The sequence below is a fragment of the Hypericibacter terrae genome, from assembly GCF_008728855.1.
Classification (GTDB): Bacteria; Pseudomonadota; Alphaproteobacteria; order Dongiales; family Dongiaceae; genus Hypericibacter; species Hypericibacter terrae.
Genome location: NZ_CP042906.1, coordinates 1,442,377 through 1,460,812 on the forward strand (window position 1 = coordinate 1,442,377; position 18,436 = coordinate 1,460,812).

General features: G+C 66.3%; 19 protein-coding genes. 8 read left to right on the forward strand and 11 right to left on the reverse strand.

Features of this window, described 5'->3' with window-relative positions; translation table 11 throughout:
- Positions 1–97: 97 nt before the first annotated feature.
- Together FRZ44_RS06595 and FRZ44_RS06600 are read left to right on the forward strand one after the other, a co-directional pair.
- On the forward strand, positions 98–1,159 hold the full coding sequence (locus FRZ44_RS06595) for an ABC transporter ATP-binding protein (protein ID WP_191908451.1): 1,062 nt from the start codon (positions 98–100) through the stop codon (positions 1,157–1,159).
- Positions 1,159–2,166 (forward strand): aldose epimerase family protein, encoded by a 1,008-nt coding sequence (locus FRZ44_RS06600; protein WP_151176434.1) that lies wholly within the window; start codon positions 1,159–1,161, stop codon positions 2,164–2,166. The genes FRZ44_RS06595 and FRZ44_RS06600 overlap by 1 nt, the downstream gene beginning before the upstream one ends.
- Positions 2,167–2,253: 87 nt before the next feature.
- On the opposite strand, the gene FRZ44_RS06605 is transcribed toward FRZ44_RS06600, so the two are convergent.
- Complete coding sequence (locus FRZ44_RS06605; RefSeq protein ID WP_191908452.1) at positions 2,254–2,496, reverse strand: SDR family oxidoreductase; 243 nt, start codon at positions 2,494–2,496, stop codon at positions 2,254–2,256.
- Between the two features lie 248 nt (positions 2,497–2,744).
- Here FRZ44_RS06605 and FRZ44_RS06610 point away from each other — a divergent pair, with 248 nt between their 5' ends.
- The 3 genes from FRZ44_RS06610 to FRZ44_RS06620 are packed head-to-tail and all read left to right on the forward strand — an operon-like array spanning position 2,745 to position 4,617.
- Positions 2,745–3,854 (forward strand): ATP-binding protein, encoded by a 1,110-nt coding sequence (locus tag FRZ44_RS06610; RefSeq protein WP_151176436.1) that lies wholly within the window; start codon positions 2,745–2,747, stop codon positions 3,852–3,854.
- Between the two features lie 7 nt (positions 3,855–3,861).
- On the forward strand, positions 3,862–4,182 hold the full coding sequence (locus FRZ44_RS06615; RefSeq protein WP_151176437.1) for an STAS-like domain-containing protein: 321 nt from the start codon (positions 3,862–3,864) through the stop codon (positions 4,180–4,182).
- Positions 4,183–4,617 carry a hypothetical protein gene (locus FRZ44_RS06620; RefSeq protein ID WP_151176438.1) on the forward strand — a complete coding sequence of 145 codons (435 nt, stop codon included), beginning with the start codon at positions 4,183–4,185 and terminating at the stop codon, positions 4,615–4,617.
- Positions 4,618–4,639: 22 nt separating this feature from the next.
- On the opposite strand, the gene FRZ44_RS06625 is transcribed toward FRZ44_RS06620, so the two are convergent.
- From FRZ44_RS06625 to FRZ44_RS06670, 10 genes are all read right to left on the reverse strand, one after another.
- Complete coding sequence (locus FRZ44_RS06625) at positions 4,640–5,395, reverse strand: SDR family NAD(P)-dependent oxidoreductase (RefSeq protein ID WP_151176439.1); 756 nt, start codon at positions 5,393–5,395, stop codon at positions 4,640–4,642.
- A gap of 11 nt (positions 5,396–5,406) precedes the next feature.
- Entirely contained in the window at positions 5,407–6,174 is a 768-nt protein-coding gene (locus FRZ44_RS06630) for an SDR family NAD(P)-dependent oxidoreductase (RefSeq protein ID WP_151176440.1), read from the reverse strand.
- Positions 6,175–6,178: 4 nt separating this feature from the next.
- On the reverse strand, positions 6,179–6,967 hold the full coding sequence (locus tag FRZ44_RS06635) for an ABC transporter permease (protein ID WP_151176441.1): 789 nt from the start codon (positions 6,965–6,967) through the stop codon (positions 6,179–6,181).
- Entirely contained in the window at positions 6,964–7,791 is an 828-nt protein-coding gene (locus FRZ44_RS06640) for an ABC transporter permease (RefSeq protein WP_151176442.1), read from the reverse strand. The genes FRZ44_RS06635 and FRZ44_RS06640 overlap by 4 nt, the downstream gene beginning before the upstream one ends.
- A gap of 38 nt (positions 7,792–7,829) precedes the next feature.
- Positions 7,830–8,984, reverse strand: a complete 1,155-nt coding sequence (locus FRZ44_RS06645) for an ABC transporter substrate-binding protein (protein WP_151176443.1) — start codon at positions 8,982–8,984, stop codon at positions 7,830–7,832.
- Between the two features lie 267 nt (positions 8,985–9,251).
- Positions 9,252–10,049, reverse strand: a complete 798-nt coding sequence (locus tag FRZ44_RS06650; protein WP_151176444.1) for an aspartate/glutamate racemase family protein — start codon at positions 10,047–10,049, stop codon at positions 9,252–9,254.
- Positions 10,050–10,088: 39 nt separating this feature from the next.
- Entirely contained in the window at positions 10,089–11,324 is a 1,236-nt protein-coding gene (locus FRZ44_RS06655; RefSeq protein ID WP_151176445.1) for an NAD(P)/FAD-dependent oxidoreductase, read from the reverse strand.
- The gene (locus FRZ44_RS06660) at positions 11,321–12,802 is read right to left on the reverse strand and encodes an aldehyde dehydrogenase family protein (RefSeq protein WP_191908453.1); all 1,482 of its coding nucleotides are present in this window, start codon (positions 12,800–12,802) and stop codon (positions 11,321–11,323) included. Before FRZ44_RS06660 ends, FRZ44_RS06655 begins: the two co-directional genes overlap by 4 nt.
- Positions 12,799–14,058, reverse strand: coding sequence for an aspartate aminotransferase family protein (locus FRZ44_RS06665; RefSeq protein ID WP_151176447.1), 1,260 nt, complete (start codon positions 14,056–14,058; stop codon positions 12,799–12,801). The genes FRZ44_RS06660 and FRZ44_RS06665 overlap by 4 nt, the downstream gene beginning before the upstream one ends.
- Positions 14,055–15,026 carry an aminopeptidase gene (locus FRZ44_RS06670; protein ID WP_151176448.1) on the reverse strand — a complete coding sequence of 324 codons (972 nt, stop codon included), beginning with the start codon at positions 15,024–15,026 and terminating at the stop codon, positions 14,055–14,057. The genes FRZ44_RS06665 and FRZ44_RS06670 overlap by 4 nt, the downstream gene beginning before the upstream one ends.
- Before the next feature lie 92 nt (positions 15,027–15,118).
- On the opposite strand from FRZ44_RS06670, the gene FRZ44_RS06675 reads away from it, so the two are divergent.
- Genes FRZ44_RS06675 through FRZ44_RS06685 form a run of 3 tightly spaced genes read left to right on the forward strand, consistent with a single transcriptional unit; the run spans position 15,119 to position 18,407 of the window.
- Positions 15,119–16,543, forward strand: coding sequence for a (2Fe-2S)-binding protein (locus FRZ44_RS06675; protein WP_151176449.1), 1,425 nt, complete (start codon positions 15,119–15,121; stop codon positions 16,541–16,543).
- On the forward strand, positions 16,540–17,718 hold the full coding sequence (locus FRZ44_RS06680) for an NAD(P)/FAD-dependent oxidoreductase (protein ID WP_191908454.1): 1,179 nt from the start codon (positions 16,540–16,542) through the stop codon (positions 17,716–17,718). The genes FRZ44_RS06675 and FRZ44_RS06680 overlap by 4 nt, the downstream gene beginning before the upstream one ends.
- Complete coding sequence (locus FRZ44_RS06685; RefSeq protein WP_151176451.1) at positions 17,715–18,407, forward strand: GntR family transcriptional regulator; 693 nt, start codon at positions 17,715–17,717, stop codon at positions 18,405–18,407. Before FRZ44_RS06680 ends, FRZ44_RS06685 begins: the two co-directional genes overlap by 4 nt.
- Positions 18,408–18,436: the final 29 nt, after the last annotated feature.

Genomic DNA, 18,436 nt, shown 5'->3' on the forward strand with positions numbered 1-18,436 from the left:
CGCAGGGTAGAGTTCTGGCCGAAGGCTCACAAGTGCGGCCGCGGGGTCCGATATTCCGGAAATCGCGCGGGCGCAGGGATCGGGGAGAAGAACCAGGGTGACCAGCGACGTCGCGGTGCGCCTCAAGGGCGTCAGCAAGAGCTTCGGACCGGTCGCGGCCGTGCATCCGCTCGACCTCGAAATCCGGCGCGGCGACTTCCTCGCCATCCTCGGCCCGTCGGGCTGCGGCAAGACCACGCTCCTGCGCATGATCGGCGGCTTCGTCGAGCCCAGCAGCGGCCGCATCGAGGTCGACGGGCAGGATGTCACCGACCTGGGCCCCGAGCGCCGCCCGACCAACATGGTGTTCCAGGGCTATGGCCTGTTCCCGCATATGAATGTGCGCCAGAACGTCGGCTATGGGCTCAAGCTCAGGAAGCTGCCGGCCGACGACGTCGCTCGGCGCGTGGCCAAGGCGATGGCGCTGGTGCGGCTCGAGGACTATGGCGAGCGGTCGGCGACCGAGCTCTCGGGCGGACAGCAGCAGCGCGTGGCGCTCGCCCGCGCCCTCGTCATGGAGCCGCGCGTGCTGCTGCTGGACGAGCCGCTGGCGGCGCTGGATCTCAAGCTGCGCCAGGCGATGCAGGAGGAACTGCGCCGCATCCATCGCGCGATCGGCGGCACCTTCGTGTTCGTGACCCACGACCAGGGCGAGGCCCTGGCGCTCGCCAACCGGATCGCGGTCATGAATGCCGGCCGGGTCGAGCAGCTGGGCGCGCCCGAGGAGATCTATTTCGCACCGGCCAGCCGCTTCGTCGCGGGCTTCATCGGCGAGGCCAACCTGCTGAAAGCCAAACGCAGCGGCGGTCGGATCGGGGCCGAATGCGGCGTCGAGTTCGCCTCGCCCGGCACCGACGGCCAGGTCGCGATCGTGATCCGCCCCGAGGCGGTGAAGCCGCTGACAGAGGCCAGTGGCGCCGATCTCTCGGTCACGGGCGTGATCGAGGAGGTCGTGTTCCTCGGGACCCACAACAAATATGTGCTGGCGCTCCCTGGCGGCGAGAAGCTGACCGCGCAGGACCGCCCGCAGGCCCGACGCATCGAGGTCGGGCAGAGCTTGTGCGTCGGCTGGGCCCAGGCCGAGCAGCGGGTGCTCGAGGATCGTCCCGGCGCCGCTTGATGGCAGCCGACACCTGGCACCTGGAGTGGCCGCGGGGCGCGCTGGAGGTTCAGCCGCGGGGCGGCATGATCGGACCGCTGCGCTTCAGGCTCGCGAACGGCCGCGAGCTCTCGATCTTCGCGGTGGCGCCCTGGTCCGATGAGCCGGTGCCGGTGCAGGCGCCCGCGATACCGGGTCATCTCGAGCGGCTGCGCGGCGCCTTTCCCTGCCTGCCCTTCGGGATGGCGAGCGAACCGCGCGAGCTCGCGCCGTCCTGGCACGGGCTGCCCTTCGCCGAACAAGCGGACCCGCCCCACGGATTCTGCGCCAACGAGGACTGGCGCATGGTGGCGACTTCGGATGCGACCCTGTCGCTGCGCTACGATTATCCGGATGGCCACGCGATTGCGTCGATCCGCCAGGAGATCCGTCCCGATCCGACGGCGCCGGCCCTGGACATCGCGATCGAAGTGATCGCGCGGCGCCCGGTGCGCCTCCCTTTCGGCCAGCATTTCATCCTGCGGCTCAAGGAGAACATCGAACTGGAGCCGCCCGATTTCGCGTTCGGCCTGACCTATCCCGCGATCGTCGAGCCGGGCTTGATGCTGACGGCCCCGCGACGCGAGTTCGCCGCGCTGACCGCCGTTCCGGCCTCAGGCGGCGGAAAGATCGACCTGACACGCCTGCGCCTGGAGCGGCCGTTCGAGGATGTGGTGCAGCTCTGCGGCATGCGGGGACCGGTCACCGCCATCGATCGCGCTGCGCAGGCCGGCGTCCGCATCGAGTGGGATAGGACGGCCCTGCCGTCCTGCCTGCTCTGGATGAGCAACAAAGGCCTCTCCGACTATCCCTGGCGGCGCCGCTTCACCGGCTTCGGCATCGAGCCACTCGCGGCCGCGTTCGATTTCTCGACGGAGGTCTCGAACGCCGCCAATCGGATCGCAGAGCGGGGGATCGCCACGGCGATCGCATTCACGCCGGAGCGGGCATGGCGTACGCGGTTTCGGGTGGAGGGGTACTCACTTTGAGTCACCCCCGCGAAAGCGGGGGCCCAACTCAACGCCTGGCACGTTGGATCAAGATGGGTCCCCGCTTTCGCGGGGATGACAACCCAGTTACACCCGCTTCCCCATCGTCCCCCCGCCATCGACCACGATGAGGTTGCCCGTCATGAAGGATGACCGCGGCGAGGCCGCGAACAGAATCGCCTCGGCGACCTCCTCGGGCTGCGCGACGCGGCGGAGCGCGCGATAGGCTTCCCACACCTTGCGTGTCGCGGCGGGATCGCCGCTCGCTTCGAGGCTCTGGCGCATCATGTCGGTCTCGATCGGGCCAGGGCAGACGCAGATGGCGCGCACGGCCGGCGCCAGCTCGATCGCCAGCGCCTTGGTCAGGCCGCCCCAACGATGTATTACAAGGAAAGTAGGGTTGAAGAAATCAATTCGCGTCCTTCGCGTTTCAAGGGCAATATATGGATCCTTCTAGGAAAACTTGCGGTTTAACGCGCGTGAGATAACGTAGGTTGAAAACGTCAACTACGAAGTGACGTCTCACAACTTGATCTATTGAGAAAACAATTCAAAGATAATGAAGAACAATTCCTGAGATGCGGAAACGCGATTATCGCCAAGAGCTTTGGAATCAGCGCCACGCACAGTATGTCGATGGCCGTCGCCGCGCCTCGTATAAGAAGAAGAAAAGTCGGCGACGCGCTGAGTTGTTAGCCCAAGCGCCGGAAGCCAGTCGCAAGCCTGTCCATTTACCGGGGGTACCCAAGCAACGCTATCGCGTCACTATTCCGCTGCCCGCTGATCTGAGCCTTGCCAGGAATTATGAAGAAGTAATGTCCGCTGTTAATCAGATGCGTGAATCCGCAGTCCGCCGACAGCGAGGATACGTCGATTTTCGCCCAGTGCGTTCATTAGGTCCAGGAGCAGCGTTGGTGCTCACGGCCGAACTAGATCGATGGCGTCGCCTGCGGCGTTTGCGCATGTCACCACTTGATCTTGATGAATGGGATATAAACGTACTAGCTCAATTGGACGAGATGGGATTGTTTGAGGTTCTTGATAGCTGGCAGCCGAAAGCTGTTCCTCGTGTAGCCGTTGGCTATCAATTCATTCGCTTTCGAGCCGGAGTAAAGGTCGCGGGAGCATTGGCACGTGAGGTCCGTTTAGCCCTGGAAGAAGTTGGCGCAGAAATTCGAAACCGTGCAGCTTTATTTGGAGGCCTGACGGAGGCGATGGCAAATGTGCTGCATCACGCCTATCCGCACGGTGAAAAGTATGTGGCAACTCCGATCCAGAACCAGTGGTGGATGAGTGGCGCTTATAACTCCGCAAACGCTCAATTGTCGGTTCAGTTCTTCGATCAGGGCGTGGGTATTCCCACAACGCTTCCGCGGAAACACCCGGCGGAGCGGATTAAAGGCGTATTGTCCAGCCTGGGCCTGCCAGATGACGATGCTTCACGTATTAAAGCAGCGATGTTGCTCGGACGTTCACGGACTTCCGAGCCGCATCGCGGGGGAGGCCTTTCTGACATTAAGGCTTTTGTTGAAGCCACCGGCAAAGGAAGGCTTCGGATATTGAGCGGCCGGGGACAGTACATATATGATACCCAGTCTGGAGAAACCCTACTCACTCATCGGGAGCCACTTGGTGGGACCTTGATTGAGTGGGAGGTTGCGACGACATCTGAAAATCCTTCGAGTTGAATTGAGCATGCACGATATCGCAATCGCCCGAGATTTCTCTGAAGTTCCCGCAGGGCGGTTCGAGCGCGATGGACCGTTCTCAGGTGAAGCCTTTCGCGAACGTCATTTAAAACCCGCATTAAGTGCCGGCCAAGCAGTAGTAAACTTGGACGGAACAGAGGGTTATGGTTCCTCGTTCCTTGAGGAGGCTTTCGGCGGGTTGGTACGTCGCGGCTATTTTTCAGCGAGCGAGCTTCACAAACGTCTTAAAATTGTTAGCCGCGACCAGGCCCTTGTGGATGAGGTCTGGGAATACATTGATCGGGCTAAAAATCCATCGGCAAATTGATTGGCTGAGAATCCCAATCTTCTCATTACGCTACTCGTGGCATGCGTGCCTTCAGTTGCTACGTTTTGTCTATTGGGGCAGCGCCAACACATTGGCGAACGAGCGAGTGAATTGATCGCAGATATTCGCTTAATGTCCGACAAAGGTATCGAGTACTGGGAACTGCGAGTAGACGATACTGCTTCCGCACGCCGACTGGAGATTGAGCTGAAAGGCCTTTCAAAGAGAATTTGGGGCCATATCGAGGATCTAAATTCGCGGTGGTGGGGGTTTCATTTCCGGCGCAATGATCTCCTCAAGCAGTTTCGGCAGTCCATTTTGCGTTCTCCCTTCGAACAAGTCGATAGAGTTCCTGATCCAAAGAGATATGCGGACATTCAAAGCGATGCCGAGGAATTAATTCAGGCTATAAGAAAAGCGCGAAGGTTTTTCTGAGAAAAGAATTCAGCCATCCGCCCTACACCCGCTTCCCCATCGTCACCCCGCCATCGATCACGATCAGGTTCCCCGTCATGAAGGACGAGCGCGGCGAGGCCGCGAACAGGATTGCCTCGGCGACCTCCTCCGGCTGCGCGACGCGGCGCAGCGCCGGGTAGGCTTCCCAGACTTTTCGCGTCGCCGCAGGATCGGGCGTGGCCGCGAGGCTCTGGCGCATCATGTCGGTCTCGATCGGGCCGGGGCATACGCAGATCGCGCGCACCGCCGGCGCCAACTCGACCGCCAGCGCCTTGGTCAGGCCGATGATGGCGCCCTTGGTGGCGCAATAGGTCGAGATGCCGGGATAGCCGAGGATGCCCGCGTCGGAGCTGATATTGACGATGACGCCGCGCCGCTCGCGCAAGGGCCCGAGCAGGGCGCGGGCGAGGATCCAGGGCGCCGTCACATTGATGGCGAAGCTGCGCTGCCAGAGCTTGAGATCGACGTCGGGAATGGCGCCCTCGAGGAACACGCCGGCATTGTTGACCAGCACATCCACGGCACCCGCCTGCTGCGCGAGGCGGCGGCAGGCGGCGCGATCGCTGAGATCGGCGGGGAAGCCCTGGACGCGGCCGGGAAAATCCTTGGTGAGGCCGGTGACGGCGCGGGCCACGCCATTGCCGTCATGGCCATGGACCACGACCTCGGCGCCACGCTCGAGGAAGAGCCGTGCCGCGGCACGGCCGAGGCCGCGGGTGGAGCCGGTGACGAGGACGCGCTTGCTGGAGAATTCCATGATGCCGCCCCTCACTGCCGTCCGGCGCTGCTGCCGCCATCGATGGCGAGGGCAGCCCCGGTCATGAAGCCCGTGGCCGGCGAGCCGACGCAGAGCACGAAATCGGCGATCTCCTCGGGCGAGGCGATCCGCCCCATCGGATGATAGGCCGTGAAGGTCCGGTAATAGGCCGCCGGGTCCGGGCTGTCGTTGGCGCAGTCGCGCAGCAGCTCCGTGTCCATCGTGCCCGGGCAGATCGCATTGACCCGCACGCCTTCCTTGGCGAGCTCGAGCCCCAGCGCGCGGGTCATCGAGACCACGCCATGCTTGGCCGTGACATAGGCGACATTGTTGGCGATGGCATGGAGTCCCAGCTCGGAGGCGATGTTGATGACGCTGCCCTTGGCGGCCTTGAGCGAGGGCAGGGCCGCCTTCACCGTGAAGAAGCTCGCCCGCAACACCACGTCGAGATGCAGGTCCCAATGAGCGTCGTCGGTCTCTTCGATCGGGCGCTCGATATTGACCGCGGCATTGTTCACCAGAAGATCGAGCCGGCCGAAGCGTTTGACCGCCTGTCCGACCGCCGCCTCGGGCCCGCCCGGCTGGGCCAGGTCGGCGGGGGCGGCCGCCAGGCGGTCGCCGCCGCCGAGCTTCGCGATCGCCGCGTCGACGGCCTCGGCCGTGCGGTCGTTGATCGCAACGCTGGCGCCGGCCTGATGCAGGGCCCGCGCGATGGCGAGGCCGAGCCCGCGTCCGGCGCCGGTCACCAGCGCCGCCTTGCCCGAATAGTCGATCTGCATGGATCTATCCCCGATAACGACTTAAGCGCAGCGCCAGAATGGTCGAACCGATGCTGAGCGCCAAGAGCAAGGTGGCGATGGCGTTGATGGTCGGGTCGAGCGAGGTCCTGACCAGCCCCCAGACCAGGGTCGGGAGCGTGTTGCCGGCGCCGATGGTGAAGAAGGCGATGACGAAATCGTCGAGCGAGATCGAGAGTGCGATCAACCCGGCGCCGACGATGGTGGGCTGAATGATGGGGAGCGTGACGGTGAAAAAGGCTTGCAGCGGCGAGGCGCCCAGGTCGCGCGCGCTGTCGACGGCGCTCCAGTCGAAGCTGGCAAGCCGCGCATAGAGGATCAGCACCACGAAGGGCTGGGCGATGACCACATGGCCCAGCACCACGGTCCAGAGCCCCAGCGGCACATCCAGGAAGCGCACGAAATAGCTCATCAGCGAGACGCCGATGATGAGGGCCGGCATCATCATCGGGACGCTGAGGATGTTGATGAGGAGGCCCGCCCGCCGCGGCTTGTAGCGCGAGAGGGCGAGGGCCGCGAGCGTGCCGGTGACGATGGCGAGGAGGGCGGCGGCGAAGCCCACCAGCAGGCTGTTCTCGAGCGCCGGCCAGAAAGCGTCCTTGGCGAAGAGCCTGCGGTACCAGTCGAGGGTGAGGCCGGTGAGGGGCAGGCTGGTGAGGGCCGACTGGTTGAAGCTGAACAGCACCACGAGCAGCAGCGGCAGCGCCATGAATCCGGAGATCAGGAGGATCAGCCCGCGCCAGGCGAGATCGGAGACCTGCTGCGCCCGCATCATGGCCGCAGGCTCCGCCGGAAGCCCGCGCGCAGGACCAGCACGATCGCCAGCGACAGCAGCATGGCCGAGAAGGACATGGCGCTGCCTTGCGGCCAGTTGAAGCCCAGCGAGAATTGCAGCTCGATGAAATGACCCATCATCGCCGCCCCGCCGCCGACGAAGCGCGGCGTCACATAGTCGCCGGCGGAGATCAGGAAGGCGAGGGTAAAGGCGATGACGATGCCCTTCTCGCATTGCGGCAGGATCACGTCGCGCATCACCGCCCAGCGCCTGGCGCCCAGATCGCGCGCGGCCTCGATGGTGGCGGGATTGATGGCGCGCAAGTTCCCGTAGATCGGCAGGATCGCGAAGGGCAGCAGGAAATAGGTGAGGGTGATGATGACGGCGTTGGTGTTGTAGAGCAGCGCATCGACCGGCTGATCGACCAGCCCCAGCTCCATCAGCGCCTGGTTGAGGATGCCGTCGCGCCCCAGGATGCTCTTCCAGGCATAGATCTTCACCAGATAGCCGCCGAAGAGGGTGATGAGGGCCAGGAACAGCAGCGGCCCCTCGAGCTTTCCCACCTTGAAGCGGACCGCATAGGCGAAGCCGAAGGCGAGCAAGGTCGTGACCGCGGCGATCATGAGGGCCACCGCCATGGTGTTGGCCATGGAGTCCCAATATTGGACCCAGGTGGCGACGTAATTCTTGAAGGTGAAGTCGGGCCGCAGGATGCGCGACTTGACCGACCAGAAGCTGATCACGAAGAAGAACAGCAGCGGGGCGACGAACACCCCCGCATAAAGGAAACCGGCCGGCAGCAGGGGCCAATGCTTTCGTCCCATGGCCGGCCGGTCCCTCTTGTCGATCGAGGCGCCCCCGATCAGGCCTTGGAGAGGCGTTGATACTCGTTCAGGAAATCGTCATAGGTGGCGGTGTCGTCCTTCGATTCCGAAGGCGGCACCGGCTGCAGCCGCGCCTTCTTCATGAAACCGTCGATGTCGGCGTAGTTGTAGGATTCGGCCAGCTCCTTCGGCAGCAGCTTCACCGTGTCGAGATTGGTGATGCCCGCGCTCTGCTCGGTCGCGAAGACGAGCTGGGGCTGCGGCGACAGGATGTGGTTGATCATCTTGTAGGTGAGCTCGGGATGCGGCGCGTCCTTCGGGATGCAGAGGCAGTCCATGAACATGCCCGTGCCTTCCTTGGGGATCGTGTATTTGATGGTCTTGCCCTTGGCCTGGGTCCAGACCGCGACCGCTTCCCAGCCGATGGCCGAGACGACGACCTCGTTGCGCGCGAAGGCGTCCGACATGTCGCCATAGGTGGCGAAGAAGGCGCGGGCATGGTTCTTCTTGATGTCGATCAGCTCGTCGATGACCTTGACCATCTCGGCCTTGGTCAGGATCGTGCCCATCGGCTTGCCGGTCACGACCGTGCCCCAGATCAGCAAGTTGCCGAGCGGGTCGTCGACCATCGCGACCTTGCCCTTATATTCCGGCTTCTTGATGTCGAGCCAGCTGGCCGGCGCCGCCGCGACAACCGATGGGTCGTACATCAGCGGCAGCGAGCCCCAGTTCCACGGCACGCCCTGCAGCTTGCCCTGGTAATGGATCGCGTCCTGCTTGATGAATTGCGGGATCAGCCTCGGCAGCGGCTCGATCTTGGATTCGTCGATCGGCTCCAGCAGCCCGCCCTCGGCCATGATCGGCAGATAGCCGAAATACATGGTGATGATGTCGGTCTTGCCGATACCGCCGGCCTGGAGCTTGGTGATGATCTCCTCGTTGGAGGAGATGAAGGTCGGCTGGAAGTCGATGTCGTTGTCGGCGAGGAAGCTGCCGCTCTGGATCGGGGTCTCGTAGCCCTGCCAGCCCATCCAGGTCATGGTGGTCTTGGCCCAGGCCTCCTTCGGTACGAGGGCGACTGCGCCCAGCCCCGCCACGGCGGCGGCACCCACCCCCAGCGCGCGGCGGCGCGAGAGCGAGGAACGCAGCGACAATTCCAGCATGGCCCGTTGCGACGCGGTGAGATCCTTCATGGTGGCGGCCTCCCAGCCTTCCCTGATATGTCGGCGTCCGGCTACCCGAGCGGTTGACCGCCCTGTTGGCTTCCGGAATTTCGTCCCAGGGCTCCACCCCGAGTTCTGAAACGATTCCGAAATACCGGACGCGATTGCAGGTTATTGGAGCATAGCGGGCGCCTCCGAGACAACGGGCCAGATGGCGAAGCCCGGACGTCGGCCCGGCGAGGCTTTTTCGAGACCGCCGCGAGGCGGAAGGTCTCGAGCGGGGAGCGGTGTCCGACGCTAGCCGGCGGATTTGGCGAACTGCAGCGCGCGGGCCTGCTGCTGACGCTGCTCTTCGAATTCCTTTCGGTAGAGCCCGCGCGGCTGCTCGTAATAGCCGACGCGAGCCAGCTGATAGACACCGGCCTTCTTCAGATCGGCGAGGCTCTCGGCCATCTTGAGGGCCAGCAGGTTGGGATTGACGATCGACACTTCCGACTTCCCCTTCTGCGTCATCAGATAGCGCTGATAGCAGGCGGCGACGATGGTGCAGCCCATGATGATGGTCTCGGCGCGCGTCTCGGCGAGCACCTGCTTCGAGACCGCGATGGTGTCGAGCGCCACCTGCTCCGGGTTCTTGATCATGTCCTTGACCCACCAATTGACGCAGCGCACGCCGCGGCAATTGCCGCCGAGCCCGTAGGTCCGAACCATATCCTCGAGATAGGGCACCGCCTTGTGATGGTCGGTGACGACGGTGTAGCTGTGGCCGAAATAGCCCGCCATCTGCATCGAGGCCTCGAGCGGTCCGATCACGGGAATGTCGACCAGCTCGCGCGCGACCCGCACGCCGGGATCGTAGCAGCAGCCCACCACGACCGCGTCGAAACCGGCGGCTTCCGACTGCATCACTTTCTCGAAGACCGCCGTCTCCATCAGATGCTTGTTGTAATAATAGTCGATGTTGGGCGGGCAGTTATCGAGGCTGCTGATCACCAGCTCCGTGCCCTCGCCGGCATAGGCCATCAGAGTTTCGGTGATGATCGAATCATAGACCGAGGTGCCGAATGGATTGATGAACTCGATTCTGCGTCCCATGGCGGTTCTCTCCCTTGCAGCGGCCGTTTGCGGCCGTCTCTACCAGCGCCCATGCGATTCGCGATTGACCCGCAATGCCGGGCGGTCGAGGCGGAATTGTGCGAGATCGAAGTCCGTTTTCTCGCCGGCCAGATGCTGGGCGATCATCTTGCCCGAGAGCGGGCCGGCAAGATTGCCGAACACATGGCCGGCATTGATCACCAGGCCGTCGATCCCGGGATTGGGGTCGAGGACCGGCAAGGCGTCGGGGGTCTCGGGCAGAAGCCCGGCATAGACCCGTTCGATGGCGAGGTCGCGGATCGCCGGCAGGTTCTCCGCGAGCACGGCCAGGGTCAGCGCGATGCCCGCCACCGTTGGGCGATCGTCGAGGCCCGGGAAATCCATCGGGCAGCCGAGGCGGATGCGCCCGTCCTTCTTCTGAGCCGCCAGCTCGAGAAACTCGAGGCCCGGGAACTGGCGCTCGATCGGATGCCAGGCGCCCTGGTCGCTGTAGTCGGGCAGCTCGCGGATATAGGCATATTGCTTCACCGCCGTGGGCCCGTAGAGGAGGGGCTCGAAGCGGAACGGTGCGGGCTCGGTCTCCACCACCTGCAGGCGCATGGCCGAGATCGGCAGTGCCATGCCGAGCGGCTCCAGCAGCCTGGGCGACCAGGCGCCCGCCGCGAGGATCACCTTGCCCGCGGGGATCGTCTCTCCCTCGGCCGTCACCACGCCGATGCAGCGCTGGCCCTCGATGGCAAGCTTGGCGATCCGGCAGCTCGATCGAAGCTCGGCGCCTTGCCGCTTCGCGGCGGCCACCAGCGCCTCGACCAGCTTGGCCGTGTTCTGATGCGCGTCGAGGGGATTCCAACTGGCGCCCAGGACCTTCTCGGAGAGGATCGGGCAATGTTCCCGCGCGGACTTGCCGTCGATCAGCTCCATAGGCAGGCCCGCGGCCCGCCGCTCGGCGACGAAGGCCCGGAACAGCGGCAGTTGGCGCTCGTCGGTGAAATAGATCATGCCGCCGCTGGGCCGCATCTCGAAATCGTCGAGCTCCTCGCGCAGCTCGTCGGCAAGGCGACGACCCGCGAGACCCAGCGCCATCTGGATGCCGGCCTTGCGCGTGTGCAGCCACTGGAAGCCGGGATTGCGTCCCGAGGCACCCCAGGCCGGCGCCTCGCCTTCGACCAGCAACACGCGAAAGCGCTTCCTGGCCAGGAAATAGGCGGTCGCGGCGCCGACGATGCCGGCACCCAGTACGATGACGTCGTGGGCTTGACCCGCCGGAGCGTTCATTTGCTCGGACCCTCGAACCAGTTCTTCAGATGAAATTCGCTGCGCGTATCGATGCAGAGGCGCTTCCAGGAGAGATATTCCTCGACGCCCGCCATCCCGAGTTCCCGGCCCAGGCCGGAATGATGCCGGCCGCCGAAGGAGGTCTCCACATGCCGGATGTAATGGGTGTTGATCCAGACATCGGCCACGTCGAGGCGCCGCGCGAGCCGGAGAGCGCGATTGATGTCCTGCGACCAGACCGACCCGCCAAGACCGTAGGGCGTGTTGTTGGCGATGGCCAGCGCCTGGGCCTCGTTCTCGAAGGGATGGATGACGAGCACCGGCCCGAACACTTCCTCCCGCGCCACGCGCCCGTCCACCGGACCGCCCACCAGCACCGTCGGCGGCAGAAACAGCGACGACGGATCCGCCGGCAGACCGCCGACGACGGCTCTGGCGCCTTCGTCGATTCCGAGCCGGATATAGGAGACCGCTTTGTCGTACTGCTTGCGCGACGCCATCGGCCCCACCAGCATGGCCGGATCGAGCGGGTCGCCCATCGGCAGCGTGCGCGAGCGCTCGACGATTCCCTCGACCACCCGGTCGTGAAGGCGCCGGTCCACCACGAGGCGGGTGCAGGCGGTGCAGGACTGGCCGCCATACATGAAGGCGCCATAGGTGACGGCATCCAGGCAGCGCTCGAGATCGGCGTCCTCGGTGATGATGGCGGGGAACTTGCCGCCGCATTCCAGCGACACCTTGGCCAGGCGCTTCGCCGCGCGCTCCATGATGCGCATCCCCGTCGCCGTGCTGCCGGTGAAGGAGATCTTGTCGACGCCGGGATGATCGACCAGCGCGTCGCCCGTGGGCTGGCCGGGACCGCTCAGCAGATTCACGACTCCCGGCGGAAAGGCGCCGCTGTCATGGACCGCCTCGATCAGCGCCGCCGTCGAGGCCGGCGTGATCTCGGACGATTTGACGATGGCGGTGCAGCCGGCGGCCAGCGCGGCGCCCAATTTGCGTACCGCGAGATCGACCGGATCGTTCCAGGGGATGATGAGCGCCGCGACCCCGGCCGGCTCGGGCAGCACCATGTCCCAGATCTCGGGGACCGTCGAGCCGGTCACGCTGCCTTCGAGGAAGCGCGCGGCGCCCGCGAAATAGCGCAGCTTGTCGACGGCGCCCTCGACCTCGCGCGCCATATTGACCCTGACGGGCTTGCCCATCTCGCGCGCGATCAGCTCGCTGATCGCGGGAGAGCGCGACTCCAGCATGTCGGCGAGCTTCAGCAGGGCCGCGGCGCGGACCGAGCCTTTGGTCCAGCGCCAGCCGCCCTCGTTGAAGGCGCGCCGCGCCGCCGCCACGCTGGCGGCAACGGCCGCGGCGTCGCTCACCGGTGCGCGGGCGACCTTGGCGCCCGTGGTCGGATTGAAGCTCTCGAAGGACGGCCCGTCGAAGCCGACCCATTGGCCGTCGATGTAATTCTTGACGTCGATCACCGGGCTGTTCCTCTGGAATCGCGAATGGCGCCGGCCGCTGCGTCGATGCCGGTGTGAAGCTCGGCTTCGCCGATGATCAGCGCCGGCGACAATTTGATGACGCTGTCGTCATAGCCGCTGCGCCCGACGATGACGCCGCGCTCGCGCGCCAGCTTCACGGCGCGCGCGGCCCAGGCGGCGTCGGCGAGCTCGGCCGCATACCACAGACCTTGGCCTCTGACCTCGCGCACGCCCTCGACATCCGCGAGCGCCGCCTTGAAACGCGCAAGGCCCGCCGGTCCGATCGAAGCCGCGCGGCCCGGCAGCTGCTCGTCGCGCATGACGCCCATGGCGGCGACCGCGGCCGCCAGGTTGAGATTGTTGACCAGGAAAGTGGAGGTATAGGAATCGGGAGGCCAGGTCATCGCCTCGGCGCGCCCCATCACCGCGGCCGTCGCCAGGCCGCCGCCGATACCCTTGCCGACCGTCATCAGATCGGGCGTCACGCCGCTATGCTCGATGGCCCAGAAGCGGCCGGTCCGCCCGCAGCCGGATTGGATCTCGTCGACGATCAGCAATGCGCCCACGCGATCGCAGAAGGTGCGCAGGCGCGGAAAGAAATCGGCCGGCGGGATCACCACGCCGCCATTGCCCTGGATCGGCTCCAGGATCACCGCCGCGAGGGGACGCTTGCCGGGTCCGGTCAGCTCCTCGAGCGCGCGCATCGTCAGATCGGTGGCGGCGTCGCCATGGCGGAGAGGGTAGGGGAAGGGAACGAAGGGTCCGCCGGCGGGAATTCCCAGCGCGTCGCGATAGCGCGCCTTGCCGGCGAAGCCCGCCGTGCCGATGGATCGCCCGAAATAGCTGCCGGCGAAGCTCACGATGGCACCGTCGGGCCGCCGGGTTCGTGCCAGGAGCAGCGCCATCTCGTTGGCCATGGCGCCGGTCACCGCCGGCAGGAAGCGATCGAGGCCCGGGGGCGCGATGCTGGCGAGCGCCTCGTAGAACTCGGCCCTGACCCGGGAGGGATGCGCCGAGGGGCAATGCATCAGCGTCGTCGCCTGGCGCTGGATCGCCTCCACCACCCGGGGATGGCTGTAGCCGGTCGCGGCGACCGCGAAGCCGCCATAGAGATCGAGATAACGCCAGCCGTCGGCGTCCTCGACATAGCAGCCCTCGGCCCTCTCCCAGACGAAGGGTGGATCTTCGGAGAAGGTCCGGAGCCCGCCGCCTTCGAGCTTGCGCAGGCGCGCGACGATGTCGGCGGCGCGGCTCACACCAGGATCCTGCCGTTCTCGGCGATGACCTCGCCATCGACCTCGATGCGCACGTTCAGGATCATGCCGTCGAGATGGACGTCGCTGGTGACCTTGCCGCCATAGCCGGCGGCGGAATCGCCCAGCGCCATATGCGCCGTGCCCAGCTTCTTCTTGACCTCGGTGATGCCGCCGATCAGCCGCGACATCGGATTGATGCCGATGCCGAGCTCGGCGATGTTGCGCGCGTTCTTGACGCCCTCGATATGGGCCTCCAGCGCCAGGGCTTCGGCGCCGCCTTCGAAGCGCACGGCCTCGCCCTTCTCGACCATCCAGGTGATCGGCTGGGCCAGCCGGCCGATATCGGTCATCACATGCTCGATCACCACGCGTCCCTCGGTGGTGCCTTCCAGGGGCGGGAGCGAAACCTCGCCGCCGGGATAGGCCGAAACCTCGCCGCGGTTTCGGCAGACGCCGGTCAGCCAGCCGACCGGTTTGCGGCCCTCGATCACCATCTCGACGTCGGTGCCCGCGGGCGAGCTGACATGGGCCCGCTTGCCCCCCGCGAGGCGGTCGCGCAGCCGCTCCGCCAGCTTCCGCAGCTCGAGGAAATCGGCGGTCATGGCGCCGTTCATCCAGCCGTCTTCCTCGAAGGGCGCGTTGAAGACGCCGCGCGCGCCGGCGAGCTTGGCCAGGTTCTTCGCCTCGATGTGATACATCGACCGGCTCGCGGCGGCGATCACCACGTCGGCCTTGACCATGGCCGCGGTGATCGGTTCCGGCGGCTCCATGCCGCTCTTCGCCCGCGGCGTCATCATGACGACCACCGGATCGGCGCCGATGCTGTGGGCGGCGGCGGCCAGCATCTCGGGGATCGAGGGGCTCGTTCTCGTGTCGACCACGATCACCACCTTCTCTCCGGGCTTGGTTCCCATGTAATCGGCGATAACGCGATAGGCGGTGCGGGCGACTTCGACGGTCTTCGACAAGGAATGTCTCCTCCAGGGGCAGCCGAGGCGCCGCTAGGCAAGGGCGCTGAAGTCTGATATTATAAATCATATCAAATATACGATTTCAAGCGATGAACCGGAGCCGCCCGAAAATCCCGACATCGACCGCTGCCGCCGCCGCCATGAGCGCGGGTTGCTTGGCGCTGGCCGAAAGCTTCCGTCTGCACCGGCCGCGCGGCGCCTTCTGCCATGCGGGCTGGTGCCAGCAATGCCGGGTCACGCTGCCCGACGGCCGCATCGCCCTCGCCTGCCGCACGGCCGAGACCCCGCTTCCCGTGAGCCAGGGTTGGCGGCGCCTGCTCGGACGTTTCGCCGACCGGCTGCCGCCCTGGTTCTATGAAAGCCGGCTGCTGCGGCCGCGCGCGCTGCGCCAGTTCTATCTCGAGCGCCTGCGCCATCTCTCCGCGGCTCCGGCGCTGCCGCGGACGCCGGCGCCGCTTGCCGGCCGGTGGCATGAGCGAAGCTGCGAAGTTCTGCTGGTGGGCGGCGGCCTCGCCGGTCTGGCGGCGGCGCGGGCCCAGCGCGCGGCCGGTCGCGATGTGCTGCTGGTGGAAGCGGAAGCCGACCTCGGTGGACGATCCCGTTTCCAGCCCGCGATGGCGGAAGCGCTGGCGAAGGCCCTGCCCTATGACGGCCCGCATCTGCTCGAGACGCTCTGCGTCGGCCTCTATGAGCAGGCCCGGCAGGCCCTGCTGATCGGTCCCGGCGGCCCGACGCTTCTTTCGTTCGAGGAGCTTGTCGTCGCGACCGGCGCTTACGATCGGCTCCCGGGCTTTGCCGGCAACGATCTTCCGGGAATCATCGGCCTTCGCGCCTTCGAGCGTCTGGCCGCCGCGGGCGCCATTCCGCGAACCTGGCGGGTCGGCCTCATCGCCGATATCGCGCATGCGGTTGCGGCGCTGGCGACCGGCGCCCGCTTCGCATGGATCGCAGGTCCGGGCGATCTGCCGCGAACGCAAGGCCCGAGCTTTCCACGAGCGACCTTGCTGGCCGCTGAAGGACGGGGTGCCGTCGCTGCCGTGCGGCTCGACCCCGGCGGCCGGCAGGCCTGCGATCTTCTTGTCATCGGCTTCAGCCAGCCGAGCTACGAGCTGCAGATGCAGGCCGGCCAGCAAGCGACGCTCGCCGGCTCGCCGGCGGTGGTGCTGACCGTCGGCGATCCCGTCATCCCGATGACAGTCGTCGGCGACGCCGCCCTGAAGCCATCGTCATCCGCGCGCCTCGCCGCGGCACCTTCCTCCCGCGCGTTCCTTTGCCTCTGCGAGGATGTGCGACGGCGCGATGCCGAGGCCGCGATCGCCGACGGTTTCGCCGATGTCGAGCTGCTGAAGCGCCGGACCGGCGCCGGCACCGGACCCTGCCAGGGGAAGCTCTGCCATGGCGAGATGCTCGCCTGTCTTGCCGAGGCGGGCCGCCCCGTGGCGCTGCCGACCGTGCGTCCCCTGCTGCGGCCGGTGACCCTGGCCGAGTTGGCCGCGAGCGAGGGCGAATCGTGAGCGCGCGGGCGGACATCGTCATCGTCGGTGGCGGCATCACGGGCCTTGCGCTGGCGGTGGAGCTCGCGCGGCTGGGCCGTCGCGACATCCTGGTGCTGGAGCGCAGCTTCACCGGTGCCGGCGGCTCGGGTCGCAATGTCGGCCGCATCCGTGCCATGCAGCTGACGGAAGAGCTCGCCCGATTCGCCATCGCCGCCCAGGCCAAGCATGCCGCCCTGGCCGACGAGCTCGGCGCCAATACGCTTTTCTGGCGGGCCGGCTATGGCTGGGTCCTCTATGAGGAGGAGGAAGTGTCGCGCATGGCGGAAGTGCGCGATATGCTGCGCGGTCTCGGCCTGAAGCCGAGGCTGCTCGGCTCCGCCGAGACGCTGCGCCAGCTTCCCGTTCTCGAAGGCGGCGAGCGGCCCGCGGGGTCCTTGATGCATGACGATGCCATCGTCCATCACGATGCCGTGCTCTATGCCTATCGCGCCGCCGCGAAGAAGCTCGGCGTGCGGCTCAGGGAACGCACCGAGGTGGTGGAGGTTCTGCGGCAGGGCGACGAGGTCGCCGGGGTCCGCACCGCCGAGGGCGAGATCCGCGCCAGGATGGTCGTCAATGCGGCGGGCGGCTGGTCCGGAAAATTCTCTTCCTTGGCCGGAATCCGGATTCCCAACACCCCGCTGCGCCGCGAGGCGCTGGTGACCGAGGCCGCCCAGCCCTTCATGCAGGCCGCCATCACCTTCTATCGGCCGCAGGAGGGCTGGTTCAACCAGACGCTGCGCGGCGAGCTGGTGGCCGGCTGCCTGGCGCCGGCGGAGGAGCCGGGCGTCAATCTCGCCGCCACGGCGCGTTCGCTCGGGCGCACGGCCCGGACCATTCTCGCCAAGGCGCCGCGCCTCGGCCATCTTCGGGTGGTGCGGCAATGGGCGGGCGTGTACGACATGACGCCGGACCGCAAGCCGCTGGTCGGGCCCGTGGCGCGCCTCAAGGGCTTCGTCCAGGCCAATGGCTGCAACGGCCGCGGCTTCCTCCTGGCGCCGCTCATCGGCGAGCTGCTGGCCCGCTGGCTCCATGATGGCGAACGGCCGGCCCTGCTGGCCGGCTTCGATGCCAATCGCTTCGAGGGCCGCGAGGATATGAAGGTCGAGGCCGGAGACTACTATGCCGGATATGCGGCGGGAGGTAAGCGATGAACGATCTTGCCCGGCGGCCCTTCGCCACCAAGAGCGAATGGGTCTATGAGCAGCTTCGCCAGCGGATCCTCGCCGGCAGCTACAAGCCCGACGACCGGCTGCGCCTGACCGAGCTCGCGCGCGAGTTCGAGATGAGCGAGATGCCGGTGCGCGAGGCCTTGCGCATGCTGCAGCGCGACGGACTCATCGAGATGCACAGCCACCGCGGCGCTTCCGTCGCCAACCTCTCCTGGGCCCGCGCCGCCGAGATCGTGTCGGTGCGCATGCATCTCGAGGTGCTGGCGATGCGCGAGGCGGCGCCGGGCCATGACAAGGCTTCCCTGGCCGAGCTCGGCAAGATCCTGGATCGCATGGACCGCGATCTCGCGGCGGGCTCGGCCGCGCGCTTCAGCACCGGCAATCGCGAGTTCCATCGCCGCCTCTACGAGCCCGGCACCAACGCGGTCCTGAAGGAGGAGATCGCCGATCTCTGGGATCGCGTCTGGCGCGCCCGCGCTCAATCCATCTTCGAGGTCGACCGCGCGCGCATGGCCGCGGCCCAGCTCGAGCACCGGGCCATTCTGGCCGCCCTTTCCCAGAACGATGCCGAGGCGGCCGTCACCGCCGCCAGCCGCCATCGCGACCGCACGCTGCAGTCCTGGAGCAACATCGTCCGGACCCAGGCCAGGCCGGTCGACGCGCCCGAATAGGCATATCTGCGGGGGCGGCAGCGGCAAGG

Bases quoted from the DNA above. Each gene is read 5' to 3' on its own strand.
- FRZ44_RS06600 (WP_151176434.1), top strand. From the start codon at position 1,159: ATGGCAGCCGACACCTGGCACCTGGAGTGGCCGCGGGGCGCGCTGGAG.
- FRZ44_RS06610 (WP_151176436.1), top strand. From the start codon at position 2,745: ATGCGGAAACGCGATTATCGCCAAGAGCTTTGGAATCAGCGCCACGCA.
- FRZ44_RS06615 (WP_151176437.1), top strand. From the start codon at position 3,862: ATGCACGATATCGCAATCGCCCGAGATTTCTCTGAAGTTCCCGCAGGG.
- FRZ44_RS06625 (WP_151176439.1), bottom strand. From the start codon at position 5,395: ATGGAATTCTCCAGCAAGCGCGTCCTCGTCACCGGCTCCACCCGCGGC.
- FRZ44_RS06630 (WP_151176440.1), bottom strand. From the start codon at position 6,174: ATGCAGATCGACTATTCGGGCAAGGCGGCGCTGGTGACCGGCGCCGGA.
- FRZ44_RS06635 (WP_151176441.1), bottom strand. From the start codon at position 6,967: ATGATGCGGGCGCAGCAGGTCTCCGATCTCGCCTGGCGCGGGCTGATC.
- FRZ44_RS06640 (WP_151176442.1), bottom strand. From the start codon at position 7,791: ATGGGACGAAAGCATTGGCCCCTGCTGCCGGCCGGTTTCCTTTATGCG.
- FRZ44_RS06645 (WP_151176443.1), bottom strand. From the start codon at position 8,984: ATGAAGGATCTCACCGCGTCGCAACGGGCCATGCTGGAATTGTCGCTG.
- FRZ44_RS06650 (WP_151176444.1), bottom strand. From the start codon at position 10,049: ATGGGACGCAGAATCGAGTTCATCAATCCATTCGGCACCTCGGTCTAT.
- FRZ44_RS06655 (WP_151176445.1), bottom strand. From the start codon at position 11,324: ATGAACGCTCCGGCGGGTCAAGCCCACGACGTCATCGTACTGGGTGCC.
- FRZ44_RS06675 (WP_151176449.1), top strand. From the start codon at position 15,119: ATGAACCGGAGCCGCCCGAAAATCCCGACATCGACCGCTGCCGCCGCC.
- FRZ44_RS06685 (WP_151176451.1), top strand. From the start codon at position 17,715: ATGAACGATCTTGCCCGGCGGCCCTTCGCCACCAAGAGCGAATGGGTC.